10 protein-coding genes are annotated in these 25,883 nt (G+C 73.8%); 5 read left to right on the top strand and 5 right to left on the bottom strand.

Going from position 1 to position 25,883, the window contains the following annotated elements; all coding sequences use genetic code 11:
- Positions 1-5: 5 nt before the first annotated feature.
- The 5 genes from ACWD35_RS16830 to ACWD35_RS16810 are packed head-to-tail and all read left to right on the top strand — an operon-like array spanning position 6 to position 18,245.
- The gene (locus ACWD35_RS16830) at positions 6-5,273 is read left to right on the top strand and encodes a beta-ketoacyl synthase N-terminal-like domain-containing protein (protein WP_451351984.1); all 5,268 of its coding nucleotides are present in this window, start codon (positions 6-8) and stop codon (positions 5,271-5,273) included.
- Positions 5,270-8,722, top strand: a complete 3,453-nt coding sequence (locus ACWD35_RS16825; RefSeq protein WP_451351983.1) for a MupA/Atu3671 family FMN-dependent luciferase-like monooxygenase — start codon at positions 5,270-5,272, stop codon at positions 8,720-8,722. Before ACWD35_RS16830 ends, ACWD35_RS16825 begins: the two co-directional genes overlap by 4 nt.
- Positions 8,719-12,132, top strand: a complete 3,414-nt coding sequence (locus tag ACWD35_RS16820) for an amino acid adenylation domain-containing protein (protein WP_451351982.1) — start codon at positions 8,719-8,721, stop codon at positions 12,130-12,132. Before ACWD35_RS16825 ends, ACWD35_RS16820 begins: the two co-directional genes overlap by 4 nt.
- Positions 12,129-17,408, top strand: a complete 5,280-nt coding sequence (locus ACWD35_RS16815; RefSeq protein WP_451351981.1) for a MupA/Atu3671 family FMN-dependent luciferase-like monooxygenase — start codon at positions 12,129-12,131, stop codon at positions 17,406-17,408. The genes ACWD35_RS16820 and ACWD35_RS16815 overlap by 4 nt, the downstream gene beginning before the upstream one ends.
- Positions 17,409-17,438: 30 nt before the next feature.
- Positions 17,439-18,245, top strand: a complete 807-nt coding sequence (locus ACWD35_RS16810) for a methyltransferase domain-containing protein (protein ID WP_451351980.1) — start codon at positions 17,439-17,441, stop codon at positions 18,243-18,245.
- A 135-nt stretch (positions 18,246-18,380) separates the two neighbouring features.
- On the opposite strand, the gene ACWD35_RS16805 is transcribed toward ACWD35_RS16810, so the two are convergent.
- The 5 genes from ACWD35_RS16805 to ACWD35_RS16785 all read right to left on the bottom strand — a co-directional run bounded on the left by ACWD35_RS16805 (position 18,381) and on the right by ACWD35_RS16785 (position 25,788).
- Positions 18,381-19,229, bottom strand: coding sequence for an alpha/beta fold hydrolase (locus ACWD35_RS16805; protein ID WP_451351979.1), 849 nt, complete (start codon positions 19,227-19,229; stop codon positions 18,381-18,383).
- The gene (pcaB, locus tag ACWD35_RS16800) at positions 19,226-20,740 is read right to left on the bottom strand and encodes a 3-carboxy-cis,cis-muconate cycloisomerase (RefSeq protein WP_451351978.1); all 1,515 of its coding nucleotides are present in this window, start codon (positions 20,738-20,740) and stop codon (positions 19,226-19,228) included. The genes ACWD35_RS16805 and pcaB overlap by 4 nt, the downstream gene beginning before the upstream one ends.
- Before the next feature lie 67 nt (positions 20,741-20,807).
- The gene (locus ACWD35_RS16795; protein WP_451351977.1) at positions 20,808-22,751 is read right to left on the bottom strand and encodes an FAD/NAD(P)-binding protein; all 1,944 of its coding nucleotides are present in this window, start codon (positions 22,749-22,751) and stop codon (positions 20,808-20,810) included.
- Complete coding sequence (locus ACWD35_RS16790; protein ID WP_451351976.1) at positions 22,748-23,566, bottom strand: 4'-phosphopantetheinyl transferase superfamily protein; 819 nt, start codon at positions 23,564-23,566, stop codon at positions 22,748-22,750. Before ACWD35_RS16790 ends, ACWD35_RS16795 begins: the two co-directional genes overlap by 4 nt.
- On the bottom strand, positions 23,563-25,788 hold the full coding sequence (locus ACWD35_RS16785) for an anthranilate synthase component I (protein ID WP_451351975.1): 2,226 nt from the start codon (positions 25,786-25,788) through the stop codon (positions 23,563-23,565). Before ACWD35_RS16785 ends, ACWD35_RS16790 begins: the two co-directional genes overlap by 4 nt.
- Positions 25,789-25,883 lie beyond the last annotated feature (95 nt).

The raw sequence follows: 25,883 nt of genomic DNA, 5'->3' as shown, positions 1-25,883 counted from the left end.
AAGACGTGAGCGGTAATCCCCAGTCAGCGCCGTCGGACGTGCCGTTCCGCACCCTGGTGGACCTCCTCAGGGCGCGGAGCGAGGACAACGGCCGGCAGGTGGCGTTCAGCTTCCTGCCCGACGGCACGGCCGTCTCGCAGGAACTGACGTTCGCCGACCTGGACGTGAGGGCCCGGGCCATCGCGGCCCGCCTCCAGGAGATCGCCTCGCCCGGCGACCGCGTCCTGATGCTCTACCCCTCGGGGCCCGAGTTCGCCGTGGCCTTCTACGGCTGCCTCTACGCGGGCATGGTCGCCGTCCCCGCCTACCCGCCGCGCTCCGACAAGCACGCCGCGCGACTCTACGCGGTCGCCGAGGACTGCGGTGCCGCGGTGATCGCGGCACCGGGCGCGCTCCACGACCAGCTGGCCGCGCGCGGCACGGACATGGCCCCCGCCACGTCCGCCCGCTGGATCGCCACGGACTCCATCCCCTCCGAGGCCGCCGACGACTGGCGCCGCCCGGACCTCGATGCGGACCAGCTGGCCTTCCTCCAGTACACCTCCGGGTCCACCGGCAACCCCAAGGGCGTGATGCTCACCCACGCCAACCTGCTGCACAACCTCGGCATGATGGCGCACGCCATGGACCACGCCGAGCGCCCGGTCCTCGTCTCCTGGCTGCCCCTCTTCCACGACATGGGGCTGATCGCCAACCTTCTGCTGTCCCTGTACTGGGGCGCCCGGCTGGTGTACATGCCGCCCGAGGCGTTCCTCCAGGACCCGGTCCGCTGGCTGCGCGCCCTGTCCGAACACGGCGGCACCTTCACCTGCGCCCCCAACTTCGCCTACGACCTGTGCGTGCGCCGCACCCGCCCCGAGGACCGCGAGGGCCTGGACCTCAGCGGCTGGCGCATCGCCCTCAACGCCGCCGAGCCCATCAGGGCCGACACGCTCGACCGGTTCGCCGGCCTGTACGCCGCGCACGGCTTCCGTGCGAGCTCGTGGTACCCGGCGTACGGACTGGCCGAGAACTCCGTGTTCGTCACCTCCGGCCTGGCGGGCGAGGGCGCGCGCGTCCACCACCTCGACGGCCTCGCACTCGAGCAGGACCGGGCCGTCCCGACGGAACCCGGTGCGCCGGGTGCCCGCGTGGTGCTCGCCTGTGGCCGCGCCCACCTCGACCAGCGCCTCCTCATCGTCGACCCCGACACCCGGATGCCGCTGGAGCGGGGCTCCGTCGGCGAGATCTGGCTGAGCGGGCCGAGCGGCGGTCAGGGCTACTGGCAGCGGCCGGAGGAGAGTGCCGAGGCGTTCGGCAACACACTCGCCGAGGATGCCGCGGGGGCCGACGAGGCGGCCGGCTCGCTGCCGTGGCTCGCCACGGGCGACAAGGGATTCGTCGACGCCGACGGGCAGCTGTGCATCACCGGGCGCATCAAGGACCTGATCATCGTCCGCGGCCGCAACCTCTATCCGCAGGACCTCGAGCGCACCGTCGAGGACGCCGACCCGGCGTTCAGGCCGGGCTGCACCGCGGCCTTCGCCGTCGAGGCGGAGGACCAGGAGCGCGTCGTCGTCGTGCAGGAGGTCCGCCACGACGAGGTGGACGCCGAGCGGATCGGACCGGCGGTCGCCGCCGCACTCGCGGCCGAGCACGAGGTGACGCTGGACGCGCTGGTCCTGCTGCGCACCCGCGCCATCCCCAAGACCTCCAGCGGCAAGATCGCCCGCCGCGCCGCCAAGCAGGGCTACGTGAACGGCACCCTCGACACTGTCGCCGTCTGGCGCGCTGCGCGGCGGGCACCCGTGGCCGCCGACGCCGCCCGGCGGGCCGGCGCGGGGGCGGCGCGGGCCCTCCCGTACGTCGACGAGGTGATCGCCGTCGTCGCCGAGCACCTGGGCGTCGACCCGCGGGACATCTCCCCCCGCGAGAACTTCGCCGCCTACGGTGTGGACTCTGCCTCCGCGGTCGCCATTTCGGGCACGCTCCAGCGCGCCCTCGGCCGTCGGCTGCCGGCGGGTCTGCTCTACCAGCTGCCGACGGCCGAGGACGTCGCCCGGTACCTCGCGGGCGAGGAGCGTTCCGCGCCGACGCAGGCGGGGGAGCGGGCGGGAGCGCCGTCCGCCGACGAGCCGATCGCCGTCGTGGGCATGGCCTGCCGCTTCCCGGGGGCCGAGGACGTCGGGGCGTTCTGGGAGCTGCTGCGGGACGGCAAGGACGCCATCACGGAGGTGCCCGCCGACCGCTGGGACGCCGCCGCGCTCTACGACCCGGAGCTGAAGCGGCCCGGCTCCATCAGCACCCGGTGGGGCGGATTCGTCGGCGACGTCGCCGGATTCGAGCCCGAGTTCTTCGGCATCTCACCGACCGAGGCCGCCGCCGTCGACCCGCAGCACCGGCTGCTCCTCGAGGTCGCCTGGGAGGCGCTGGAGAACGCCGCGATCCACCCGGAGTCCCTGGCGGGCACCGCCACCGGCGTCTACGTCGGCATCAGCAACAACGACTACACGCGCCTGACCGCGGGCGCGGATTCCGCCCTCGACGCCTACTACGGCACGGGCAACGCGCTCAGCATCGCCGCGGCCCGGCTGTCGTACCTGCTGGACCTGCGCGGCCCCAGCCTCGCGGTGGACACGGCGTGCTCCTCGTCGCTCGTGGCCGTGCACCAGGCGTGCGAGTCGCTGCGGCGCGGCGAGAGTGCGGTGGCCCTCGCCGCGGGCGTCAACCTCATCCTGTCGCCGGAGATGACGTCGGTCTTCTCGCGGGCCAACATGATGGCCGCCGACGGCCGTTGCAAGGTCTTCGACGAGCGCGCCGACGGGTACGTGCGGTCCGAGGGCTGCGGTGTCGTGGTCCTCAAGCCGCTGTCCCGGGCCCTGGCCGACGGCGACCAGGTGCTCGCCGTCGTCTCCGGCTCCGCCGTGAACCAGGACGGCCGCTCCAACGGGCTCACCGCCCCGCACGGACAGGCGCAACAGGACGTCCTGCGCGACGCCTGGGACGCGGCCGGGCTCGACCGCGACCGCCTCGGCTACGTCGAGGCGCACGGCACCGGCACCGCGCTCGGCGACCCCATCGAGTTCGAGTCGCTCACCGGCGCGCTGCGCGAGGGCCGGGACGGGGACGTCGCGCCGTGCTACGTCGGGTCGGTCAAGGCCAACATCGGGCACACCGAATCGGCCGCGGGCATCGCCGGGTTCATCAAGGTGGTCCTCGCCCTGCGGCACGGCACCATCCCCGGCCAGATCCATCTGAACCGCCTCAACCCCCACATCGCGGACCTCGACACCCCGCTGACCGTTCCGACAGCCGCGCAGGAGTGGCCGCAGGACCGGCGCACCGCGGGCGTCAGCGCCTTCGGCTTCGGTGGGACCAACGCGCACGTGGTGCTCACCGAAGCCCCGGCCACCGCCGAAGCCCCGGCCACCGCCGAAGCCGCGGACGCCGAACCGCCCACCCCCGAGGTGCTGGTCCTGTCCGCCCGCACCCCCGACACGCTGACCGCCCTCGCGAGGCGCTACGCGGACGCTCTCGGCACCGCCGACCCTGTCGCCCTCGGCGACGCCGTCCACACCGCCGTCACCGCGCGCACCGTCTGGCCGCACCGGCTCGCCGTGACCGCCGCCGACGCCGAGGAGGCCCGGCGGACGCTGCTCGACTTCGCCGGGCGGGGCAGGGCGCAGCAGGACGCCGCCGTGGGCCGCGCGCCCCGCCGGAGCGGGCCGCTCGCCTTCCTCTTCACCGGGCAGGGGGCCCAACGGCCGGGCATGGGTTCCGAGTTGTACCGGACCGAGCCCGTCTACCGCGAGGCGTTCGACGCCTGCGCCCGCATCGTCCAGGACCACTTCGGCTGGGACCTGCGCGACGTGGTCGACGACGCCGAGGCGCTGGCGCGCACCGAGTACGCACAGCCCGCGGTCTTCGCAGTGGAGTACGCGCTGGCCGCCCTGTGGCGCGCGTACGGGGTCGAGCCGGACACGATGCTCGGACACAGCGTGGGCGAGTACGTCGCGGCCTGCCTGGCCGGGGTGTTCGAACTGGAGGACGCGCTGTTCCTGCTCGGGACGCGAGCCCGGCTGATGCAGGGCCTTCCGGCCGGCGGCGCCATGCGCGCGGTACGGGCCGGGGAGCCGGTGGTCCGCGAGGTGCTTGCCCCGTACGCCGACCGCGTGGCCGTCGCCGCGGTGAACGGCGCCGACGAGGTCGTGATCTCGGGCGCCGCGGATGCCGTGGACGCCGTGGCCGAGGCCCTGCGGGAGCGCGGGCACAGCTCCGCATCGATGCATACGTCGCACGCCTTCCACTCGCCTCTCGTCGACCCCGTGCTCGACGAATTCCTCGGCGTCGTGGAGCAGGTGACGCTGCGTCGGCCGAAGGTGCCGCTGGTGTCCTCGCTGACCGGGCGGCCGGAGGACGCGCTGCCGGCCACCCCCCAGTACTGGGTGGACCAGCTGCGGCAGGCCGTCCGCTACGCCGACGGCATCGCCGCGCTCGTGGAGAGCGGCTGCACGAGGGGCATCGAGATCGGACCCGACGCCGTGCTCGCCCCGCTGGCCCGGCGCCTCACCCGGGGCGTCGACGGGGCACGCTGGATCCCCTCGCTGCGTGGTGGCAAGCCCGACCGGCGCTCGCTCGCCCAGGCGCTTGCCGCCTCCTGGACCGTGGGCGTGCCGGTCGACTGGCAGGAGGTACGCCGGGGCCGGGGCGGCAGCCGCCGCGCACTGCCCGGCTACCCCTTCCAGCGGCGCCGGTTCTGGCTGCCGGACCAGCTGTCCGGCAGGGGAGCCGCCGTGGCGGGCTCCTCCGCGCAGGCCGACCGGTCGGCGTGGCACCCGCTTCTCGGACGGCCGTTGCAGCCGGTGGCGGCGGAGCCCGGGCGGCACGTCTGGCAGCGGGTGCTCGCCCAGGGCCAGGTGGCGGTGCTCGACGACCACCGCATCCAGGGGCGCGTCGTCGCGCCGGGAACCAGCTACATCGAGATGGCGCTGGCCGCCGCCCGCGAACTGGACCCCGGGGCCCGTTACGTGCTGCGGGACGTGCGCTACCACAGCATGCTCAGCGTCCCGCCGGACGGGGCGCGCGTCGTCCAGGTCAGCCTGCACGGCTCGCCGGGCGGTGAGCTGGCCTTCAGCGTCCACAGCCAGGACGAGGCCGGTGGCTCCGACTGGACCCAGCACGCCAGCGCGCAGCTGGTCGGCGTCGGCCACGGGCCGGCGGACGGCGGCGGCCCGCGCGGCACCACGATCAGCGGCCCGCGCGGCACCACGGGCAACGGGGAGGGTGAGGCATGAAGTTCAGCCTGATGTTCTTTGCCAGCGACGAGAACTCCCTGACAGGGGCGGACCGTTACGACCTGCTCGTCAAGAGCGCGCGCTTCGGCGACGAGCACGACTTTCTCAACATCTGGGTGCCGGAGCGCCACTTCACGCAGCTCGGCTCGCTCTACCCGAACCCGGCCCTGCTGCACGCCGCCCTCGCCCGCGAGACCCGGCGCATCGGTCTGCGGGCGGGCAGCGTCGTGGCACCGCTGCACGACCCGCTGCGGGTCGCGGAGGAGTGGGCGGTCGTCGACAACCTGTCCGGCGGCCGGGTGGGCATCTCGCTGGCCTCCGGCTGGAACCCGGGCGACTTCGCGTTCTTCCCCGAGCGCTACGCCACCCGCAACGCCTACCTCAGCGAGGCCGTGACGACTCTGCGGGCCCTGTGGCGCGGCGAGCAGGTGCCCGCCACCAGCGGCACCGGCGACCCCATCCGCGTACGCACCTATCCGCGTCCCGTCCAGGCCGAGCTGCCGCTGTGGCTGACCGCCGCGAGCTCGCCCGCCAGCTTCACCAAGGCGGGCGCGTCGGGCGCGAACCTGCTCACCCACCTCCTGGACCAGGGCGTGGAGGGGCTCGCCGAGAACATCGCCCTGTACCGCGCGGCGCGCGCCGAGGCGGGCCTCGACCCCGCCGAGGGCCGGGTCACCGTCATGCTGCACACCTTCGTGGGCGAGGACGCCGACGACGTGACGCAGCTGGCCAAGGACCCCTACTGCAGGTACCTGAAGGGCAACCTGGGCCTGCTCAAGGGCCTGGCCCGCAGCCGGGGGCACGGCAACGACACGGACATCAGCACGCTGCCCGACGAGGAGCTGAACCGATTCGTCTCCTTCCTCTACGACCGGTTCGCCGCCGAGCGGTCCCTGATCGGCTCCCCGGACTCGTGCCTGCCCCTGGTCCGCCGCCTCGCGGCCGTCGGCGTCGACGAACTCGCCTGCCTGCTGGACTTCGGCCCCGCGGCCGACGAGGTGCTCTCCGGACTGCCGCACCTGGACCGGCTGCGCTCGCTCGCCGAGACGGACACCGAGGTGCTGGCCGTCATGGCGGACCGTACGCATGGAGACGTTTCCGCTCCCGTCGTACGGGCGGCTGTTGATTTCGGCCCCGGGGCGCCCGCAGCCGGCTGGGACGATGCCGACGCCGTGATCGCCCGCAGCGTCACCGAGGTCGGCGTCGAGGACTTCTTCGCCCGCATCGAAGCGGCCGGTGCCGCTTACGGCCCCGAGATGCGCTGTCTGGAACAGCTGTGGCTCGGCGAGCGCGAGGTCCTCGGCCGGCTGACCGTGCCCGGCGATCCGGCACAGGGCGCGTACGAGTTCCATCCGGCTCTGCTCGACAACGCGTTCCTGCTGCTCGGCGCGCTCGCCCCGGGCGCCCTGACCGGTTCGGAGGCGCTCGCCCTGCCCAACGGCGTGCGGACCTTCGAGACGCTGCGCCAGCCCGAGGGCACCGTGTACTCCCACGTCCGGCGCACGCCCGGGGCGGAGCAGGAGGGCGAACTCGTCGCCGACGTACGGCTCTTCGACGCGTCCGGCACCGTCGCCCGCGCCGAAGGGCTGCGGATGCGCCTGGTGGAGGCCGGCGACGAGCACCGCGACCCGGGCGCGGAGCTGGCCTACCGCACCGACTGGACCGAAGTGCCCCAGCCCCCTGCCGCGACGGACGGCGCGGCCCCGGGGCGCTGGCTGGTGTTCGCCGACTCCCTGGGTGCCGGTGACGCGCTGGCCGCCGAACTCACCGAGTCGGGGCACCAGGTGGACGTCGTCGGCACCGGGGCGGCCCCGGACGCCGTGGCGATCCGCCGCGCGCTGTACCAGGCGGTCGCTGCCGGGCCGCTCGACGGTGTCGCGTTCCTGTGGCCGCTGGACACCCCCGAGCCCGCGGACGGCGACGCCACGACGCAGTCGGTCGAGGACGCCCAGGCGTATGGCGGCGAAGCGGTCCTCGCGCTGATCCGCGCCGGACTCGAGCTGGACGACCCCACACGCTGCGGGCGGCTCTGGCTCGTCACTCGGGGCAGCCAGCCCGCCGCCGACGGTGAGGTCACCGCGCGCGGCGTGCTCCAGTCCCCGGTGTGGGGCCTCGGCCGGGTGCTCGCGGTCGAACAGCCCGACCTGTGGGGCGGGCTCGTCGACCTCGACCCGGCGCGGGAACCGGACCGCGCGACGGCACGGCTGCTGGCGTCCGCGCTGCTCGGCCCCCGCGACGGCGCGGAGGACCAACTCGCCGTACGCGGAGACAAGTTGTTCGCCCCGCGTCTGGTACGCGACGCGGCCCTCGCCCACCCCGCCGACCCGCTGCCCCGGCTCGACCCGGCCGGCACCTACGTGCTCACCGGCGGCCTCGGCGACCTCGGGCTCGTCATCGCCCGGCGCATGGCCCGGCGCGGCGCCCGCCACCTGGTCCTCACCAGCCGCGGCGGAGTGCGCACCGACGCCCAGCGCGAGGCGGTGGACGAACTGGCCGCCCTCGGCGTCCGGGTCCACACCACGGCCATGGACGTGGCGTCCCTCGCCGCTGTCCGGGCGCTGCGCGAGGAGCTGGCCGTCGCCGGCCTTCCCGACGTCGTCGGCGTGGTCCACCTCGCGGGCCTCGTCCGCGGGGCGCTCCTCGGCGACCTGGACACGGAGCGGCTGCGCGAGGTGGCCGCGCCCAAGATCGCCGGTTCGTGGAACCTGCACCAGGTCTTCGGCGACGCGCGGATGTTCCTGCTCGTCTCGGCGCTGCCCGCGGTCTTCGGCCCCGTCGGCGTCGGCGCCGCCAACTACGCGGCAGCCAACGCCTTCGTCGACGCCCTGGCCCAGCACCGCCGGGCCCGGGGCGCGGCCGGCTGCGCCCTCGGCTACGGCCCGTGGAACCACGTGGGCATGGCCGTCCGGGAGGAGGGCCTCGACCAGCTGGCCCGGGTGGGCGTGGGCAGCATGACGCCCGCGGAGGCACTGGAGATCCTCGACCGGGTCCTCGACAAGGACCCCCGGCAGACCACGGTCGCCCGCCTGGACTGGGCCGGCGTCTTCGAGGCCTTCCCCACCGTCCGGCACACCCGCCAGTTCGCGGGCTTCCTCGCCGAGGCCGGCGACGCGGGCTCTGCCGAACTCCTTGCGAAGTGCGCCGGAGCCGATGCCGCCGAGCGCACCGGGATCATCTCCGGCTACCTCACCGACCGCATCGTGGCCGTCCTCGGCGTCGACGCGGCGGACCTCGACCCGCAGCAGCCCATCACCGAGCTGGGCCTCGACTCCCTGATGTCCCTGGACATGCGCAACCGCATCAAGACCGACCTCGGAGTGGTCGTACCGATCGTGCGCTTCCTGGAAGGCGTCAGCGTCGAGCAGCTGACCACGCACGTGCTCGACCTGCTCGCCGACGTACTCGACGAGCTGGACGACACCGCTGAACGAGAGGAGATCACGCTGTGAACGGGGGACAGCGGCCCTCCGGGGTCTACGAGGACCTCGCGGGCCTGTTGGACGACGTGGACGCCGCCCGCATACGGCTCACGGTCGACGGCGGCGAGCTGCGGGTTTCGGCGGCCAAGGGCGCCCTCACGCCGCAGCTGCGCGAGCGGCTCACCGACCTCAAGCCGGAGCTCGTCGCGCACCTCAGCGCCCGCGCACGGGCCGCCGAACCCGTCGTCGCCCGGCCGCGCGACGGCCGCACCTTCCCCCTGTCCGCCGGACAGGAGGCGCTCTGGCTCCTCGACCAGGTCGAGGGAGGCGAGTCGACGTACGTGATCAGCGGCGGCGTACTTCTGGAAGGGCCGCTGCGGCACGAGACGCTGATCACCTGCCTCTCCCAGGTGGCCAACCGGCACGAGGCGCTGCGCACCGGGTTCCGCACCGGGCCCGACGGGACGCCCCACCAGGTCGTCCTCGACCCGGCGCCGCTGGCCGTACGCCAGGAGGACCTCAGCGGGCTGCCGCAGGAGGAGCGGGAGCGGGAGCTCGTCCGCATCGCCCGGCAGACCGGAAGCGAACCCTTCGACCTGGCCGCGGGACGGATGCTGCGGGCCACCCTCGTGACGACCGGGCCGCAGGAGGCACACCTCGTCCTGGCCGTCCATCACATCGCCGCCGACGCGGCGTCGCTGTCGGTGCTCTTCCGCGAACTGTTCGTCCTGTACGAGGCGGACGCCGAGCCCTCCGCGCTGCCGCCCCTGTCCCTGCACTACGCGGACGTCGCCGAATGGCAGCGTGAGGCGCTGTCCCCGTTCACCGCACACCAGCAGATCACCTACTGGAAGCGGCAGCTGGACGGTGCACCGCCCCTGCTGGAGCTGCCCGCCGACCGTCCCCGGCCCAGCCGCCAGTCCTACCGTGGCGACCTCGTCGAGTTCTCCCTCGGCCCCGGCACCGCGGCCCGCCTCGCCGAGGTCGCGGCCCGGGCCCGCGTCACCCCCTACGTGGCGCTCCTGGCCGGCTGGGCCGCCGTGCTGGCCCGCCTCAGCCGTGCCGACGAGGTGGTCGTCGGCACCCCGGTCAGCAACCGCGACCACCCGCAGACCGCGTCCCTGGTCGGCTTCTTCGTCAAGACCCTGCCGCTGCGCGTCGACCTGACCGGCACCCCCACCTTCGAGGAGCTCCTGGGGCGCGTCCATCGCGCCTTCCTCGAGGGCCTCGACCACCTCGACGTGCCGTTCCAGCGCATCGTCGCCGAGACCAGCCCCCAGCGCTCCCTCAGCCACAGCCCGGTGTTCCAGGCCATGCTGACGCACTACGAGGCCCCGTTCGCCACGCTGGAGTCGGGGGGCGTCAGGGTCAGCCGGTCCGACGTGCACAACGGCACCGCCAAGTTCGACCTGACGCTGTTCGCCGAGGACCGGGGCGAGGAGCTGGCTTGCTCGCTGGAGTACGCGCAGGACCTCTTCGACCGGGCGACGGCGCAGCGCCTCGCCGACGCGTTCCAGGAGTTCCTCGGCGCGGCCCTCGACGACCCGGGGACCGAGCTGTCCCGGCTCCCGCTGCTGAGCCCCGTGCAGCTCCAGGAGACCGTGGCCGCCGCCGAAGGCGCGGCCCGCACCGTGGACCTGGACCGGCCCGTGCAGCAGTACGTCACGGAACAGGCCGCGCTGCGCCCGCACGCGCCCGCCGTGACCTTCGCCGGAGAGTCGCTGACCTACGCCCAGCTCGACGAGGACAGCACCAAGCTGGCGGCCCTGCTGCGCGCCGGAGGGGCGGCGCCCGGCGTGCTCGTCGCAGTCCACGCCCACCGCTCGCTGCGCCAGATGGTGGCGCTGCTCGCCGTGCTGAAGTCCGGCGCCGCGTTCCTGCCCCTCGACCCCGACCAGCCGGCCGAGCGCATCCAGCAGATACTCGACGAGGCGGGCCCCCGCCTCGTGCTCAGCGACACTGCGCTGGACCTCCCCGAGTCCGGCGGCCCCGCGCTGCTGCGCCTGGACGAGCTCGACTGGTCCGCCGAGCCGGGCGACCGACTCGCCCCGGTGACCGGCCGGGACGACCTGATCTACGTCCTCTACACCTCGGGCTCCACCGGCCGCCCCAAGGGCATCGCCATGCGGCACGGCCCCCTCGCGAACCTGCTGGCCTGGCAGACCGCCGCCTTCCCCTTCACGCCGGACGACCGGGTGCTGCAGTTCAGCCCGCTGCACTTCGACGTCTGCATGCAGGAGCTGTTCGGCACCTGGGCGGCGGGCGGCACCGTCGTGCTGGTCGACGCGGACACCCGTCGCGACGCGATGCGGCTGCTGCCCTACCTGCGGGAGCAGGACGTCAGCCGCCTGTTCCTGCCGTTCGTGGCGCTGCAGCAGCTCGTGGAGGTCGCCGCCGCCCGCGACCTGTGGCCGACGACGCTGCGCGATGTGTTCACTGCCGGTGAACAGCTCCAGGTCACCGAGGAGTTGCGCACGTTCTTCACCCGGACCGGAGCCGGACTGCACAACCAGTACGGTCCCTCCGAAGCGCACGTGATCACCTCGCACACCCTCCAGGGCCCGCCCGGGGAGTGGGAGCCGCTGCCCGCGGTGGGCCGCCCCGTCGACAACGTCCGCGTCCACGTGCTGGACCCGCACGGCGTACCCGTCCCCCAGGGCGTGGCCGGCGAGGTGTGCGTGGCCGGGCCGTGCCTCGCCCGGGGCTATCTGCACCAGGACGCCCTGACCGCCGAGGTGTTCGTCGCCGACCCCTTCACCGAGGGTGAGCTGATGTACCGCACGGGCGACCTCGCCCGCTACCGCGCCGACGGCACCCTGGAGTACCTCGGGCGGATGGACCACCAGGTGAAGGTGCGCGGCTTCCGGGTCGAGCCCGGTGAGGTCACGGCGGTGCTGATGGGCCACCCGGGTGTCAAGGAGGCTGTCGTGGAGGCCCGCGGCAGCGGCGTTGCGCAGGCGCTGATCGCCTGGGTGGTGCCGGGCGGCGACCTGCCGGGCACCGAGGAGCTGCGCCGCCACTGCGCCGAGCGGCTCCCCGAGTACATGGTGCCCACCGTCTTCGTACCGCTCGACGCCCTGCCCCTGACCATCGCGGGCAAGGTGGCGCGCAAGCTGCTGCCCGAGCCCGAGCGCGCGCAGCCGACGGGGCGCGAGCCGGACACCCCGCTGGAGAAGTCCGTGGCCGCCGTCATCGCCGAGGTACTCGGCGTCGAACGCGTCGGCTGTGACGACGACTTCTTCCAGCTGGGCGGCCACTCGCTCGCCGCCACCCGGGTCGCCCTGCGGCTCAGCGCCGAGCACGGCGTCGAGCTCACGGCACGGGCCGTCTTCGCACGGCCCACCGTCGCCGGGCTCGCCGAGAACGTGGAAGTGCTCCTGTGGGCCGCCGCACAGCCGGCCGCCGACACCGATGGGGACAGGGAGGAAGGGGAGCTGTGACCGCGCCCGCCGATTTGCTCACCGAGCTGCGCGCCCGCGACATCCGCCTCTGGGAGGAGGACGGGCGGCTGCGCTTCAGCGCCCCCGCCGGCGCGCTCGACGACGCGTTGCGCAGCCGCGTGCGAGAGCACCGCGACGCGCTGATCACGCTGCTCAAGGAGGCCAGGGGAGGCCGCGCCAAGGCGACCCGGCCGCCGATCGGCCCGGCAGCCGTGGAGAACGGCCGACTGCCGCTGTCGTACGGGCAGGAGCGCATGTGGGTCATGTCCGAGATGCTCCCGGACAGCGGCTCGGCCGCCTACGTGCTGTCCGGCCGCGCCACGCTGGAGGGGGACGTCGGCCCGGCCGCCGTGGCCGCCCTGCGGCTGGCCCTCGCCGACCTCGTACGCCGCCACGAGGCGCTGCGCACCGTGGTACGGGTCGAGGGAGACCAGCCCTACGGTCACGTCGTCGAGGACTGCGAAGTGCCGCTGTCCGAGCTGAACCTGGCGGAGGACCGGACGATCGAGGAGGTCGCGGCCGAGGAGGCGCGGCGGCCCTTCGACCTCGCCCACGCGCCCCTGCTGCGCGCGGCCCTCGTCCACGAGCGCTCCGGCCGCGCGCACCTGCTGCTCTCGGTCCACCACATCGCGGTGGACGCCTGGTCGCTCGGCGTGCTCTACCGCGACCTCGCCGCGCTCTACGCGACGCGGGTCGGCGACGCCCCGGCGCCGCCCGAGCTGACGGTGCGCTACGCGGACTACGCCGCATGGCAGCGCACCCACCTCACGCCCGAGGCGCTCGGCCCCGAACTGGAGCACTGGAGCGCCGCGTTGGCCGATGCCCCCGGCCTGCTGGAGCTCCCCGCGGACCGCCCGCGTCCGGCCGTCCAGTCCTACCGCGGCGCCGCCGTGCCGTACCATCTGCCCGCCCCGCTCATGGAGCGCGTGCGAGACCTGGCGCACCGGCACGGCTGCACCCCGTACATGGTGCTGCTCGCGTCCTGGTCGGCGCTGCTGTCGCGGCTCAGCGGCGCGGACGACCTCACCGTGGGCACCCCGGTCGCCGGGCGGATACGTCCCGAAGTGGAGCCGCTCATCGGCTTCTTCGTCAACACGCTGGTCCTGCGGGTGGACGCGAGCGGCGACCCCGCGTTCGAGGACCTCCTCGGCCGCGTCCGCACCACGTCGCTCGGCGCCTTCGACCACCAGGACCTGCCCTTCGAGCGGCTGGTCGACGTGCTCCAGCCGGAGCGCACGCTGAGCTACAGCCCGCTCTTCCAGCACATGTTCATCCTCCAGAACGCCACCACGGAGATCCTTCAACTCCCTGGCCTTCAGACGCACTTGGAGGAGGTGCACACCGGTACCTCCAAGTTCGACACGACGCTCATCGCCGAGGAGGGGCCGGACGGCCTGCACGGCGTCCTGGAGTACGCGACCGACCTGTTCGACGCCGCGACGGCCCGCCGCTGGCTGGGCCACTGGCGCACCTTGCTGGAAGCAGCCGTGGCCGCCCCGGACACCGCCCTGTCCGCGCTGCCGCTGCTGGAGGAGGACGACCGGCACCTGATGCTGGAGCGGTGGAACGACACCGCCCTCCCGGTCGAACACACCACTGTGCACGCCCTGGTGGAGCGGCAGGTCGCGAGGACCCCGGAGCGCGAGGCGGTCGTCCAGGGCGACGCGTCCCTCACGTACGCGGAGCTCGACGAGGCCTCGGACCGGCTCGCGGCCCTGCTGCGCGAGCGCGGCGCCGGAGCGGGGGCGCTCGTCGGGCTCTGCCTGCCGCGCACGCCCGACCTGGTGGTCGCGCTTCTCGCGGTCCTCAAGTCCGGTGCCGCGTATGTGCCGTTGGACCCGGCGGCCCCCGCGGAGCGGAACGACTACATTCTGCGCGACGCCCGGGCCCGCCTGCTGGTGACGGTCTCGGCGCTGCGGCCCACGCTCAGCTGCCCCGAGGACACCGGGATCCTGTGCCTCGACAAGCCCGACGAGCCGTACGGGACAGGGGAGCGGCCCGAGCCGGGCGCGGACGCCCGGCCGGAGGACCTGGCCTACGTCATCTACACGTCGGGCTCCACCGGCCGCCCCAAGGGCGTCATGGTCGAGCACCGCAATGTGGTCAACTTCTGCGCCGCGATGGACGAGGAGTTCGCCGCCGGCGGGGTCGGCACCTGGCTCGGCGTCACCACCGTCTCCTTCGACATCTCGGTGCTCGAACTGGTGTGGACCCTGACCCAGGGCTCGACCGTGGTCCTCCAGCCCGACGCGGCACGGGCTCACGCACGCCGCCCGGGCAAGGTCGCGGACCTCAGTCTGTTCTACTTCTCCAGCTCGACGGAGACCGAGGGCCAGGCGAAGCCCGGCGCCTACCGGCTGCTCCTCGAAGGGGCCAAGTTCGCGGACACGCACGGCTTTGAAGCGGTGTGGACGCCGGAGCGGCACTTCCACGCATTCGGCGGCATCTACCCCAACCCCGCCGTCGTCGGCGCCGCGGTCGCCACCGTCACCGAGCGGGTCGCCGTGCGTGCGGGCAGCGTGGTCCTGCCGCTGCACAACCCGCTGCGGGTCGCGGAGGAGTGGGCGGTCGTCGACAACCTGTCCGGGGGCCGGGTGGGCCTCTCCCTGGCGTCCGGCTGGCAGGCCGACGACTTCGTCCTCGCCCCGGACAACTACGCCGACCGCAAGCAGGTCATGCTCGACGGCATCAGCACGCTGCGCTCCCTGTGGGCGGGCGAGGCGGTGGAGCTGTCCAACGGGACGGGCAAGGCGACGGCCGTCAGGACGCTGCCGCGTCCCGTGCAGCGCGACCTGCCCATGTGGATCACCGCGGCCGGCAGCGAGGAGACGTTCCGGGCGGCCGGCGAGTCCGGCTGCAACCTCCTGACCCACCTGCTGAGCCAGGACCTCGACCAGCTCGCCGAGAAGATCGCGATCTACCGGCGGGCGCGGGCCGAGGCGGGCCACGAGGGACCGGGCCGGGTCACGCTCATGGCGCACACGTTCGTCGGCGAGGTCCCGGAGACGGTCCGGGACACGGTGCGCGGCCCGTTCCGCGACTACCTGGCCTCGTCCCTGGGTCTCATCGGCAACCTCGCGCGCGCCCTGGGCCTCGGCGACGACCTGAAGAACCTCGCCGCCGACGACCTCAAGGTCCTGCTCGACCACGCCTTCGAGCGGTACTACGGCACCGCCGCGCTCTTCGGCACCCCGCAGCGGGTGGCCGAGCTCCTGGACGCCATCGCCGACATCGACGTCGACGAGGTGGCCTGCCTGATCGACTTCGGCGTCGACGACGACGCGGTGCTCGACGCGCTGCCGCTGCTCGGCACGGCGCGCGAACTGCACGCCGACCGGAACGCCGCCCCGGACCTCACCGTGCCGGAGATCATCGAACGGCACGGCGTGACCAAGCTGCAGTGCACGCCGTCCCAGGCCGCGATGATCCTCGACGAGACGGGCGGCCCGGAAGCCCTGGCCAAGCTGGACCTGCTGCTCCTCGGCGGCGAGGAACTGCCGGCCCGGCTCGCCGAGCGCATCACCGCGGCCACCGGGGCACGCGTGCAGAACATGTACGGGCCGACCGAGACCACCATCTGGTCGAGCACGCACCGCGTGGACGCGACGGGCACGGTGCTCATCGGCAGGCCCATCGCGAACACCGCGCTGTACGTCCTGGACGCGCACGGCACTCCGGTGCCGGTGGGCGTCCCGGGCGCACTGCACGTCGGCGGCGCCGGCGTCACCCGGGGCTATCTGGACCGGCCGGAGCTGACGGGGGAGCGGTTCCTGCCCGATCCGTACGTGGCCGACCCGGAGGCGCGCCTGTACAACACCGGCGACCTCGTCAAGTACCGGCCCGACGGCTGCCTGGAGTTCATCGGCCGCACCGACCACCAGGTCAAGGTGCGCGGCTACCGCATCGAACTGGGCGAGATCGAGGCGGCGTTGGGCTCGCACCCGGACGTCGCGCAGGCGGCGGCGACGGTCCACGGGACCGGGGCGGAGCGGCGGATCTCCGGTTACGTCGTGGCCCGTCCGGGCGCCGCTGTGAGCGGGGCAGCCGTGCGCGGACACGTCGCGGCACGGCTGCCCGGGTACATGGTGCCGTCGTCGGTGCAGACGCTCGACGAGCTGCCCTACACGCCCAACGGCAAGATCGACCGCAAGGCGCTGCCCGCGCCGTCCCGCTCCGCCCGCCCGGACCAGGGCTTTGTCGCCCCGCGGGGACTCACCGAGATGCGCCTGGCGGCGCTCTGGGGGAAGGTGCTCAAGGAATCGTCCATCGGCATCCACGACAACTTCTTCCAGCTCGGCGGGAACTCGGTGCTCGCCGTGGGTCTCCTGGCGGAGATGGAGCGTCAGTTCGGCCGCCGCCTGTCGCTGGCCACCCTCTTCCAGGGGCCCACCGTCGCGGAGCTGGCGGTCGCCCTCGCCCGCGGCGAGGACACCGCCCGCCAGTCCCTGGTGCGGCTGCGCCCCGGCGGCGACGTCCCGCTGTACCTGCTGCCCGGCGCGGGCGGCAACCTCATGTACTTCCACGAACTGGTCAGTTCCCTGCCGGAGCAGTTCGCGGTGTACGGACTCCAGCCGTCCTTCGGTGAGGACGTCGAGGCCTCGTCGCTGGTGCACGAACTCGCCGATCAGTACCTGCCGCTGGTGCTCAAGGAGCAGCCCGAAGGGCCGTACCGTTTCGTCGGACATTCCTTCGGCGGCCACGTCGGGATGGAGCTGGCCCGGCGGCTGCGGGCGTCGGGCCACGAGGTCGCGCTCGTCGGCCTGCTGGACACCGCGGCCCCGCTGCCCGAGCGAGCCGAGCACTTCGAGGCGTGGGACCAGGCGACCTGGCTGGCCACGCTGGTGCGCGTCTTCGAGCGCCTCTTCGGCTGCTCCCTGGACGTCACCCATGCGGACCTGGTCGCACTGCCGGACGAGGAGCAGATCGCACACCTGCGCCGGGCGCTGACCGAACGGCAGGTGCTGCCACCGGAGTTGGACGACGACGTCCAGCTGCGCGGCTTCGTCCGCACCTACATCGCCGACCAGCGCAGCCTGCACACACCGTCCGAGCCGTACGACGGAATCCTGACCTTCTTCCGCGCCGCCCAGCTGCACCAGGACAACGTGCCCCCCGAGGCCCTCGCCTGGATCCTCGACGATCCAGCGCGCGGCTGGGGCAGGTTCACCTCAAGCCCGGTGGCGGTGCGGGAGGCTCCGGGCGATCACCTGACCATGCTGACCAGGCCTTATGTCGCCGACCTGGCCAAGAGCATCGGCGACGCCGCAGACATCTGACATCCGCGTCCAACGAAGGAGAAACGACGCATGACCGCATCGCTGGTGGACCTCCTGGCCTGCCCCGTGTGCTCGGCCGGCCTGGAGCAGCGCTCGTCCTCGGAGATCGCCTGCACGTCCTGCGGCCGGCTCTCGCCGGTCAACGACGGGTACGTCGACATGATCCAGGAGCCCGGCAAGCCCGACCCCGCGGCACCGACCACGGCGCAGGCCCTCATGGAGAGCAAGGCCTTCGTGCGCCTCTACGAGACGGTCATGCGGCCGTTCTTCGCACGGCTCTTCGCGGGGTTCGGCAGCAATGTCCCGGGCTACGCCGAGGAGTTCCAGGTCTACCACGACTGGCTGAAGCTGAACGAGAGCCGCCAGGGCGCCTGGCTGGACCTGTCCTGCGGCGCCGGCTACTTCACCGACCGTCTCGCGGGGGCGGTGCCGGACGCGACGGTGGTCGGCCTGGACATCTCGGTGGCGATGCTCCGCAAGGCAGAGCAGGAGACCGTCGGCCGTCCCAACGTCCGTCTCGTCCGCGGTGACGTGCGCGGGCTGCCGTTCAAGGACGGCGTGTTCGACGGTGTGAGCAACCCCGGCTCGCTGCACCTGTACGCGGACCCGGAGGCGGCCTACCGGGAGGTGTTCCGTCTCCTCAAGCCCGGCGGCGTGTACACGGCGAGCACCTTCGCGCTGAACGACTACGTGAGCAGCAGGATCGGTGTGAAGATGACCGGTATCCGCCGTACCGACCTGTCGACACTTCCTGAGCATCTCGAGAAGGCAGGGTTCGTCAACTACCGCCTGATGAAGTTCGGTTCGGCGTTCATCTTCGCAGTCACAAAGCCCTGACACCTCCTGACCGGTGCCACGGCGGCGGGAGGCGGCCTGACCGGCCGCCTCCAGCCCGGGGGACCGAGGAAGGTGTCGCGGAACAGGCCCAGGTCGCGGGGGATCGCGGCCTGGGCCCTTTTCGGTGCTTCTTCGTCATGGACGGTTCGTGGAGTGGCCGTCGCCTCCGGCCGGAGGGCTCGCCGTGGTGTCGAGAATGAACCGGGCCACGGCCTCCGGCGCGTCGTGCATCGGCAGATGACCGCACCCCGCCAGGACGTGCGGCACGGTGCCCGGCGGAAGCTCGTCGAGGAACCGCGCCTGTCCCGCGCGCAGGACCACGTCCCGGGAGCCGAACGCGACCCGCACCGGCACGCCGATCTCCCGTCCGCCGGTGAACCGCGTCGCGCTGACGGCCCGCCAGGTGGCCTCGAAGCCGCGGGCGCCGGCCATGTCCTGGGCCGCGGCCCTCGCGTCCCGGTACGGCATCCGGACCGGACGGCCGTAAATGCCCGCGAGCAGCGCCGCCCGCGTGGGTGCCGTACGCAGCAGGGGCGCCGCCGGTCCGGCCAGCCACGGCGCGGCCAGCCGGCACGAGCGCAGCAGCAGCCGGGTGGTCCACGGGGTGCGGTCCTGCCACAGGCCGGCCGGGGACAGCAGGCTCAGGGTGCGGACCCGGCCGGCCAGGGCCAGTTCCAGGCCCACCCAGCCGCCGAGCGAGTTGCCGGCGATGTGCGCGGTCGCGATGCCCTGCGTGTCGAGGAAGCGGGCGACGGCCCCGGCGAGCGCCCGTGCGGTGGGCTGGACGGGCGACGGCAGTTCGGGACTGTCGCCGAAGCCGGGCAGATCGACGGCGAGGACCTCGTGCCGGGCGGTGAGCAGCCCGGCCACCGGTTCCCAGCACCTCCTGCCGCTGCCGATGCCGTGCAGCAGCAGGAGGGGTTCGCCGGAGCCGTGCCGGGAGTGGGCCAGGGCCGGGGCCGGCCGAGGTGCCGCGGCGGTCATGCCGCCGCCCGGTCGTGGGCGGCCACTGCCCGGTCGGCCAGGTGCGCGGCGGCTCCGAGGTAGTGGGCCGGGTCGAGGAGGTCGCTCAGCTGCGCCGGGCTGAGACGGCGGGTGACCTCCGGGTCGGCCGCGAGGACCGTGCCGAGGTCCGTGCCGCGCCGGGCCGCCTCGTGCGAGGCGGCCGTCAGCAGAGCCCTCGCCTCGCCCTTGCCCAGCAGCGGGGTGAGCACCGCGGCGACGCGTTCGGAGACGATCTGGCCGCCGGTCAGGCCGAGGTTGGCGCGCATGCGGTCGGCGTGGACGGTGAGGCCGGCCAGGAGTTCCGCAGTGGAGTGCGCCGCGCCGCCGGCCAGCCGCAGGCACTCGCGCAGCGGCTGCCACTCCGCGTGCCAGGCACCGCCGGAGCGCTCGTCCTCCGCGAGCATCGTGCCGAACAGCCCGGCGGCGAGGTGCGGTACCTGGAGCGCGGCCGAGCGCACGAGGGTGGCGAGCACCGGGTTCCGTTTGTGCGGCATGGCCGAGGACGCGCCCCGACCGGCCACGGCGGGTTCGGTGACCTCGCCGACCTCGGTACGGGCCAGCGACTGCACGTCGACGGCGATCTTGCCCAGGGCGGAGGTGAGGAAGGCGCACACCGCTCCCGTGTCGGCGACGGGTGTACGCAGCACGTGCCAGGGCAGCACGGCCGGGGCCAGCCCGGTCTCCCGCGCGTACTCCTCCACCAGGCGGTCCGCGTAATCACCCGCGGCGGACGCCGGGGTGGTGCCGTCGTGGCCGTGGCCGGCGTGCTCCAGGTAGCCGGCGAGCGTTCCGGCGGCGCCGCCCAGCTGTACCGGCAGGGCGGCGGCCAGGTCGTCCACGCGGCGCCGGGCCTCGGTCACCAGGTGCAGCCAGCCTGCGGCCTTCAGCCCGAAGGTGGTCGGCACGGCATGCAGCGTCAGGGTGCGGCCGGCCATGGGGGTGGCCCGGTGGGTGCGGGCCAGCGTGTCCAGCGCGGCCACGCACCGGTCGAGGTCGGCGCGGATCAGGCGGGCGGCCCTCCGTACGACCAGCATGGTGGCCGTGTCCAGGATGTCCTGGCTGGTGGAGCCGCGGTGCACGTACTCGGCGGCGTCCGGGTCGTGGGCGGCGACCACGGCGGTCAGCGCCTTGACGAGTCCGACGACCGGGTTGGCCGTCTCCCGGGCCGCGCGGGCCAGCGCGACGAGGTCGAGCCGCTCGGGGCGGGCCGCCTCCCCGATGGCCCGCGCGGCCTCCTCCGGTACGGTGCCCAGCCGCGCCTGCGCTCGGACCAGCGCGGTCTCGGCCTCGACCATGGCCCCCAGCCACGCCGCGTCGGACACCGCCGCCTCCACGGGCGTTCCCGCCCGCACCGGGGAGAGCAGCCCGGAGTCCGCCCCGGCAGCATCCGCAGGCGCGGCCGGCGTTTCCTCCGCGGGGGCCGGTACGGCAGGTGACGGAGCCGTCGGCTCCGGGGTGAGGGGGGCTCGGGGCGGCGTCAGGTCGAGCATGGGTGTCCTCCTCCGATCGTGGTCAGGAGCGCTGGTCATGAACGAGGCCGGGAGACCGGGTGGCCGGTCAGGCGGCTGTCTGCCGGGGAGTGCCGTTATCGTCCAGCACCTCCCGCAGTGCCGCTTGGGCGATGGCGTCGGAGTCGGTCAGGGTGACCGAGTTGACGCCCGGACGGATGCCCGCCGCGGTGACCCAGTGGACCGACTCGGTGGGCACGCCGAAGGCGAACCGGCGTGGATGGGGTTGCCGGGAGGCGTCGAGGACCTGGAAGGGACGGGGCGTGACCGCGAGCCCCTCGGTGTGGGTCCAGGTGCCGTCGGGGGTGGCGATCCGGTGCGTGGTGCACTGGCCGGTGTCCAGCAGGTGCCGCAGCAGCGGATCCTCGGTGCGGTTCAGCGTGATGTCGGGCAGCCGGGCCTCGATCAGCACCTCGGTGCTGACCCGGGAGCCGGGCACCGACGGCGAGTGGGCGTGGAAGCCGTGGCGGTCGACGCCGACGTGCAGGCCGGGGCCGACGATGTGCAGCACACCGGCCTCGATCAGCGCGGCCATCTCCTCGATCCGGGACGCGGGCGGCCCGATCGAGAGGAACGCGTTGAGCGGCGTGTACCAGCGGTCCAGGTGCTCGCGGTGGGAGTCGCCGTGCAGCCCGCCGTGGTCGACGACCAGCCGGATCTCGTTGCGCAGGTCCCGCAGCACGTCCAGCGCGGCCTTCAGCGGTCCGCTCACGTTGCCCCGGTGGGCCTCGGCGACGTCCTCGCGCAGATGATCGAGGAGCCAGGCGGTGAAGTCCTCGGGGCTGCCGAACTCCTGATTGTGTTGGGGGTGGGCGATCCGGTCCCAGTCCCAGCGGTCCTTCTCCCCGATCTCGTACACATCCAGTACGGCCTCCTCCGCGGGCGTGCCCGGCAGCGCGTCCAGGAAGTCCCGCTGGAACGCCTCGGCGCGGTCGGCCCGGCCGTTGGAGACCAGCAGCGTCCGGTAGTAGACGGTCTCGACCTCCTTCGCGATCAGCGGCCACACGTCCCGCAGGAAGTCGGTGCCGTGCGAGGAGCGCAGCCGGTCGATGAGGGCGGGGGTGAGCAGCAGCGGCTCGTGCCGGCCGTGCGGCCCCTTCTCGTTCTCGCCGCGCGCCTGGTAGGGCACTCCGCGCCGGGAACCCGCGTACAGACGGGGTTCGCGGCCGGAGGGCACATAAACCAGACGCCCACGGTCGCGGGTGAAGGTGCCGCCGCGGCCGGCGGTGAGGAGAGCCATGTAGTCGAAGAAGTTCAGCCCGAGCCCCCGCAGCAGGACCGGCCGGCCGGGCCGGATGACGTCGAGGTCGACGTCAGCGGGGTTGGCCGGGGCGATGAGGGTGTGGCCGTGGTCGTGGGCGAGCCGCACGAACTGCTCCTCCGCGGCCGTGGGCCGGGCCGGCAGGTGTCCCTGGGCCAGGACGACCGCGTCGAGCTGTTCCAGGAGGGTCCCGTCGTCGAGGGTGACGGTCTGGTGGGGCGGCTGTCCGGGCGTCCGGGGGCCCGCCCCGTCGTCCAGGGCGACGGCGTAGGTCTGGTGCATGGTGACGGTCACGCATTCCGGCGCCCCCGCGACCGTACGGTCGAAGGCCCAGCGCAGGTAGTGGCCGTAGAAGGCCCGGGTGGGGTAGGTGTCCGGCCCTGTCGCCCTGGCCTCGGCGAGGACGGCGTCGGGGTAGTGCCCGGGAATGTCGCCGGCGGCCAGGGCCTCGGCCCAGCCGTGCAGGCTGGGGCCCGGTTCCAGGGGGCCGGCCAGATCGACGCTCTCGTCGGTGAACACCGAGATCTGCCCGGCCACCGTGTTCATCAGCAGGTGCGCGGACTGATCGGTGCGCCAGACCTGGCCGGCGCCGGGGGCCTGCGGGTCGACGACGTGGATGCGGAGGGCGGTGCCGGGGGTGGCGGAGCGAGCGGCGGCGCAGAGCCGCTCGACCACGGAGAGCCCCCGCGGTCCCGCTCCGATCACGCACACCGTGTGCTGTTTGATGGTCATGTCTGCTTTCCGTCCTGGCGAATGCGGGACTGGACACGGAGTTCGGTGCGGGGCCGGGGACGGGAGGTCCGGCGGCCGGAGCCGGAGCCGGAGCCGGTCGGCCGGGGCAGGGCGACGGCCGCGACCATGCGGCTGCCCACGACCGCGCAGCGGCCCTCGCTGCCGGGCACCGGGCCGCGCACGACGCGCAGCCGGACCGGTTCGCCCGGTGCCTGCCCGGTCGGCGGTTCGTCCCACTCCAACTCCACGGACTGGAACAACAGGCCCCGCTGGGCGTCGGACGGCAGAGCCTTGTAGAGGGCCTCCTTGACGCAGAACAGCCGGAGCAGGGCGCGGGCCGGGTCGGCCGCCGCGGCCAGGCGGCGGCGCTCGTCCGGGGTGCACACGTAGTGCACGGCGGTCAGCAACTCCTCTCCCGTCTCCAGGGGTTCGATGTCGATGCCGAATCCGGTGCCGTGGTCGGGTCCGGTCACGCACAGGGCGACCCGGTTGGTGTGGCTGAGCGAGCCGGACACCCCGTACGGCCAGCGCGGCGCCCCCCGGGCGTCGGCGCTCAGCCAGCGGGGCGTGCCGGTCAGCGCCGCGGTGGCGCGGGCCGCGGCGAGCCGGCCCGCGGTGAAGGTCGCGCGGCGCAGCGGCGCGGTGTAGCCGCGCAGCAGCTCCCGGGCAGGCGCGGGCAGCTCGGCGAAGTCCAGCTCGCCGGTGTGGGCCTGGGCCGCGATGACCGGTGGCTCGAACAGGGCCGCGACCGCGGCCAGGTCGACGGGCTCGGGGGTCCCGGCCGCCGGCACCGGGGCCGGGAGCCGAGCGCTCATCGTGAAGCCCCGATCGGGGGCCGGGTCAGGCGGGCGACCGCGTTGTGCACGACGAGACGGCCGGTGCGCCCGGCGTACGTCATGATCGACTCGGGGTGGAACTGGACCGCGGCGAACTGGTGGCGCGGTGCCTCGACGGCCATCGCGACCCGGCCGTCCTCGGTGGCGGCCGTGACCCGCAGGCTCTCGGGCAGTTCGGCCGGGTCGGCGTAGAGCGAGTGGTAGCGGCCCACGGTGAAGTCCTTGGGCAGCCCGTCGAGCAGCAGGGAGTCCGCCTCGGTGCGCCGGACCCGGGACGGCTTGCCGTGGACGGGTTCGGGCAGGACGTCGAGGGTGCCGCCGAGGTACTCGACGATGCCCTGAAGGCCCAGGCAGACGCCGAACACCGGGATACCGAGCCGCTCGGCCTCGGCGAGCGTGGCTCCGACGGCGAAGTCGGACGGGGTGCCCGGGCCCGGGGAGAGCACGACCAGGTCCGGCCGCTGCTCGGCCAGCAGCCCCAGATGGCCGCCGCTGCGGTAGGTGCCGACGTCGGCGCCGGTCTCGCGCAGATAGCCGGCCAGGCAGTGCACGAAGGAGTCGCGGTGGTCGACCAGCAGGATCCGCCGCCCGGAACCGGGCCGTTCGTCGACCGTGAGCCGGGGCGGCCGGGCCGCGGGCACGGCAGGCTCGTCCAGGACGGCGAGCAGCGCCTTCGCCTTCAGCTCGGTCTCCAGCTCCTCGTCCTCGGGCGTCGAGTCGTGCAGCAGGGTCGCGCCCGCGCGGACCGTGGCCACGCCGTCGTGCACGTGGATGGTGCGCAGGGTGAGGACGGTGTCCAGGCCGCCGTCGAATCCGATACGGCCCACCGCCCCGCCGTACCAGCGGCGCGGGGAGCGCTCGTTGCCTTCGATGAACTCGATCGCCGACAGCTTGGGCGCCCCCGTGACGGTGACCGCCCACAGGTGGGCGAGGAAGGCGTCCAGGGCGTCCCGGTCGGGCCGCAGCACCCCTTCGACCCGGTCGACGGTGTGGATCAGGGTGGAGTAGGTCTCGATCCGGCGCCGCGCGGTGACCCGCACGCTGCCGGGCAGGCAGACCCGGGACTTGTCGTTGCGGTCGACGTCCGTGCACATGGTCAGCTCGTGCTCGTCCTTGGACGAGTTGAGCAGGGTACGGATGCGTTCGGCGTCCTCCAGCGCGTCCCGGCCGCGCGCGATGGTGCCGCTGATCGGGGAGGACTCGACCAGCGCCATCGGCCCGCCGGGGCCGGTCCGCGGGGTGACCCGGACGAACATCTCCGGCGAGGCCCCGACCAGGTACTCGCCCTCGGCGAGGTTCATCAGCAGGCTGTGCGGGGCCGGGTTGCACTCGCGCAGGGCGCGGAACAGCTGCGCGGGGGTGCGGTGGACGACGCGGTGGAAGGACTGGCTGGGTACCACCTCGAACAGGTCGCCGGAGCGGAACAGCGGCCGTGCCGTCTCCACGACCCGCGCGTACTCGCCGGGCGCGTGGTCACGGTCCGGGGCGTGGGCGGCGGGTACGAACGGCAGGGAGGACGTCGTACGGTCCAGGCCGTCCGTGCGGGAGGCGCCGACGCGGAACTCGTAGGCGTGCCGCACCGCCTCGTCGCTCGCCAGGTCGAGCTCGTACACGGCGTCGGGGAGGTGCAGCACCATGTCGCGGTCGCCGGGCGAGCGTCGCTGAAGCAGCGGTAACGGGTCCACCTGGAAGATCAGGTCGTAGCCGAAGGCGCCGTACAGGCCGAGCAGCGGATCGTCGGGGGTGGCCAGGCCCTGGACCACGGACCGGATCGCGGCGAACACGCCGACCTGGCGGGTGCGGTCCTCCTCCGCGAAGGTGCCGTCCGGCATGCCGCCGCGGACCCGCAGGGTGTCGCCATCCGCCTCGGCTTGGCCGGCGGGTCCGACCGCGGCGGAGAACAGGGCCAGCAGGGTGGGGAGCAGGACACGGCCGCGCTCGTTGAGGGCGGTGGCGCGTATCTCCCGTCCGGTCGCGGTGATCTCCAACGGCGGGTCGATGTAGCCGATGATCCGGCCGGGGCCGCGGAAGAGCAGCATGCCGCGGCGTTCGTCGAGAACGTCCTCCAGGGCGGCGCGGGTGGCGGCGGCGCCGCCGAGGTGCTCGGTGGTGCGGACGACCTCGACTCCGGCAGGTGTTGTCCACCGCCCGGGCGGGGCTGCCAGGCCGATATTCGGCCGGGTGGTTTCCAGCAGGGGCATGCGCCAAATTCCTTTCTCGGCCCCGGTGGTGTCCCGGGGCTGGGAAGTGGTCGGCCCGCGCGTCAGGGGCGGCCCGGAACGGGGTTGTCGTGGCC

The sequence above is a fragment of the Streptomyces sp. NPDC002671 genome, assembly GCF_053592475.1.
Note: the sequence above shows the minus strand (reverse complement) of the source record. Positions and strands in the feature narration are given on the sequence as shown.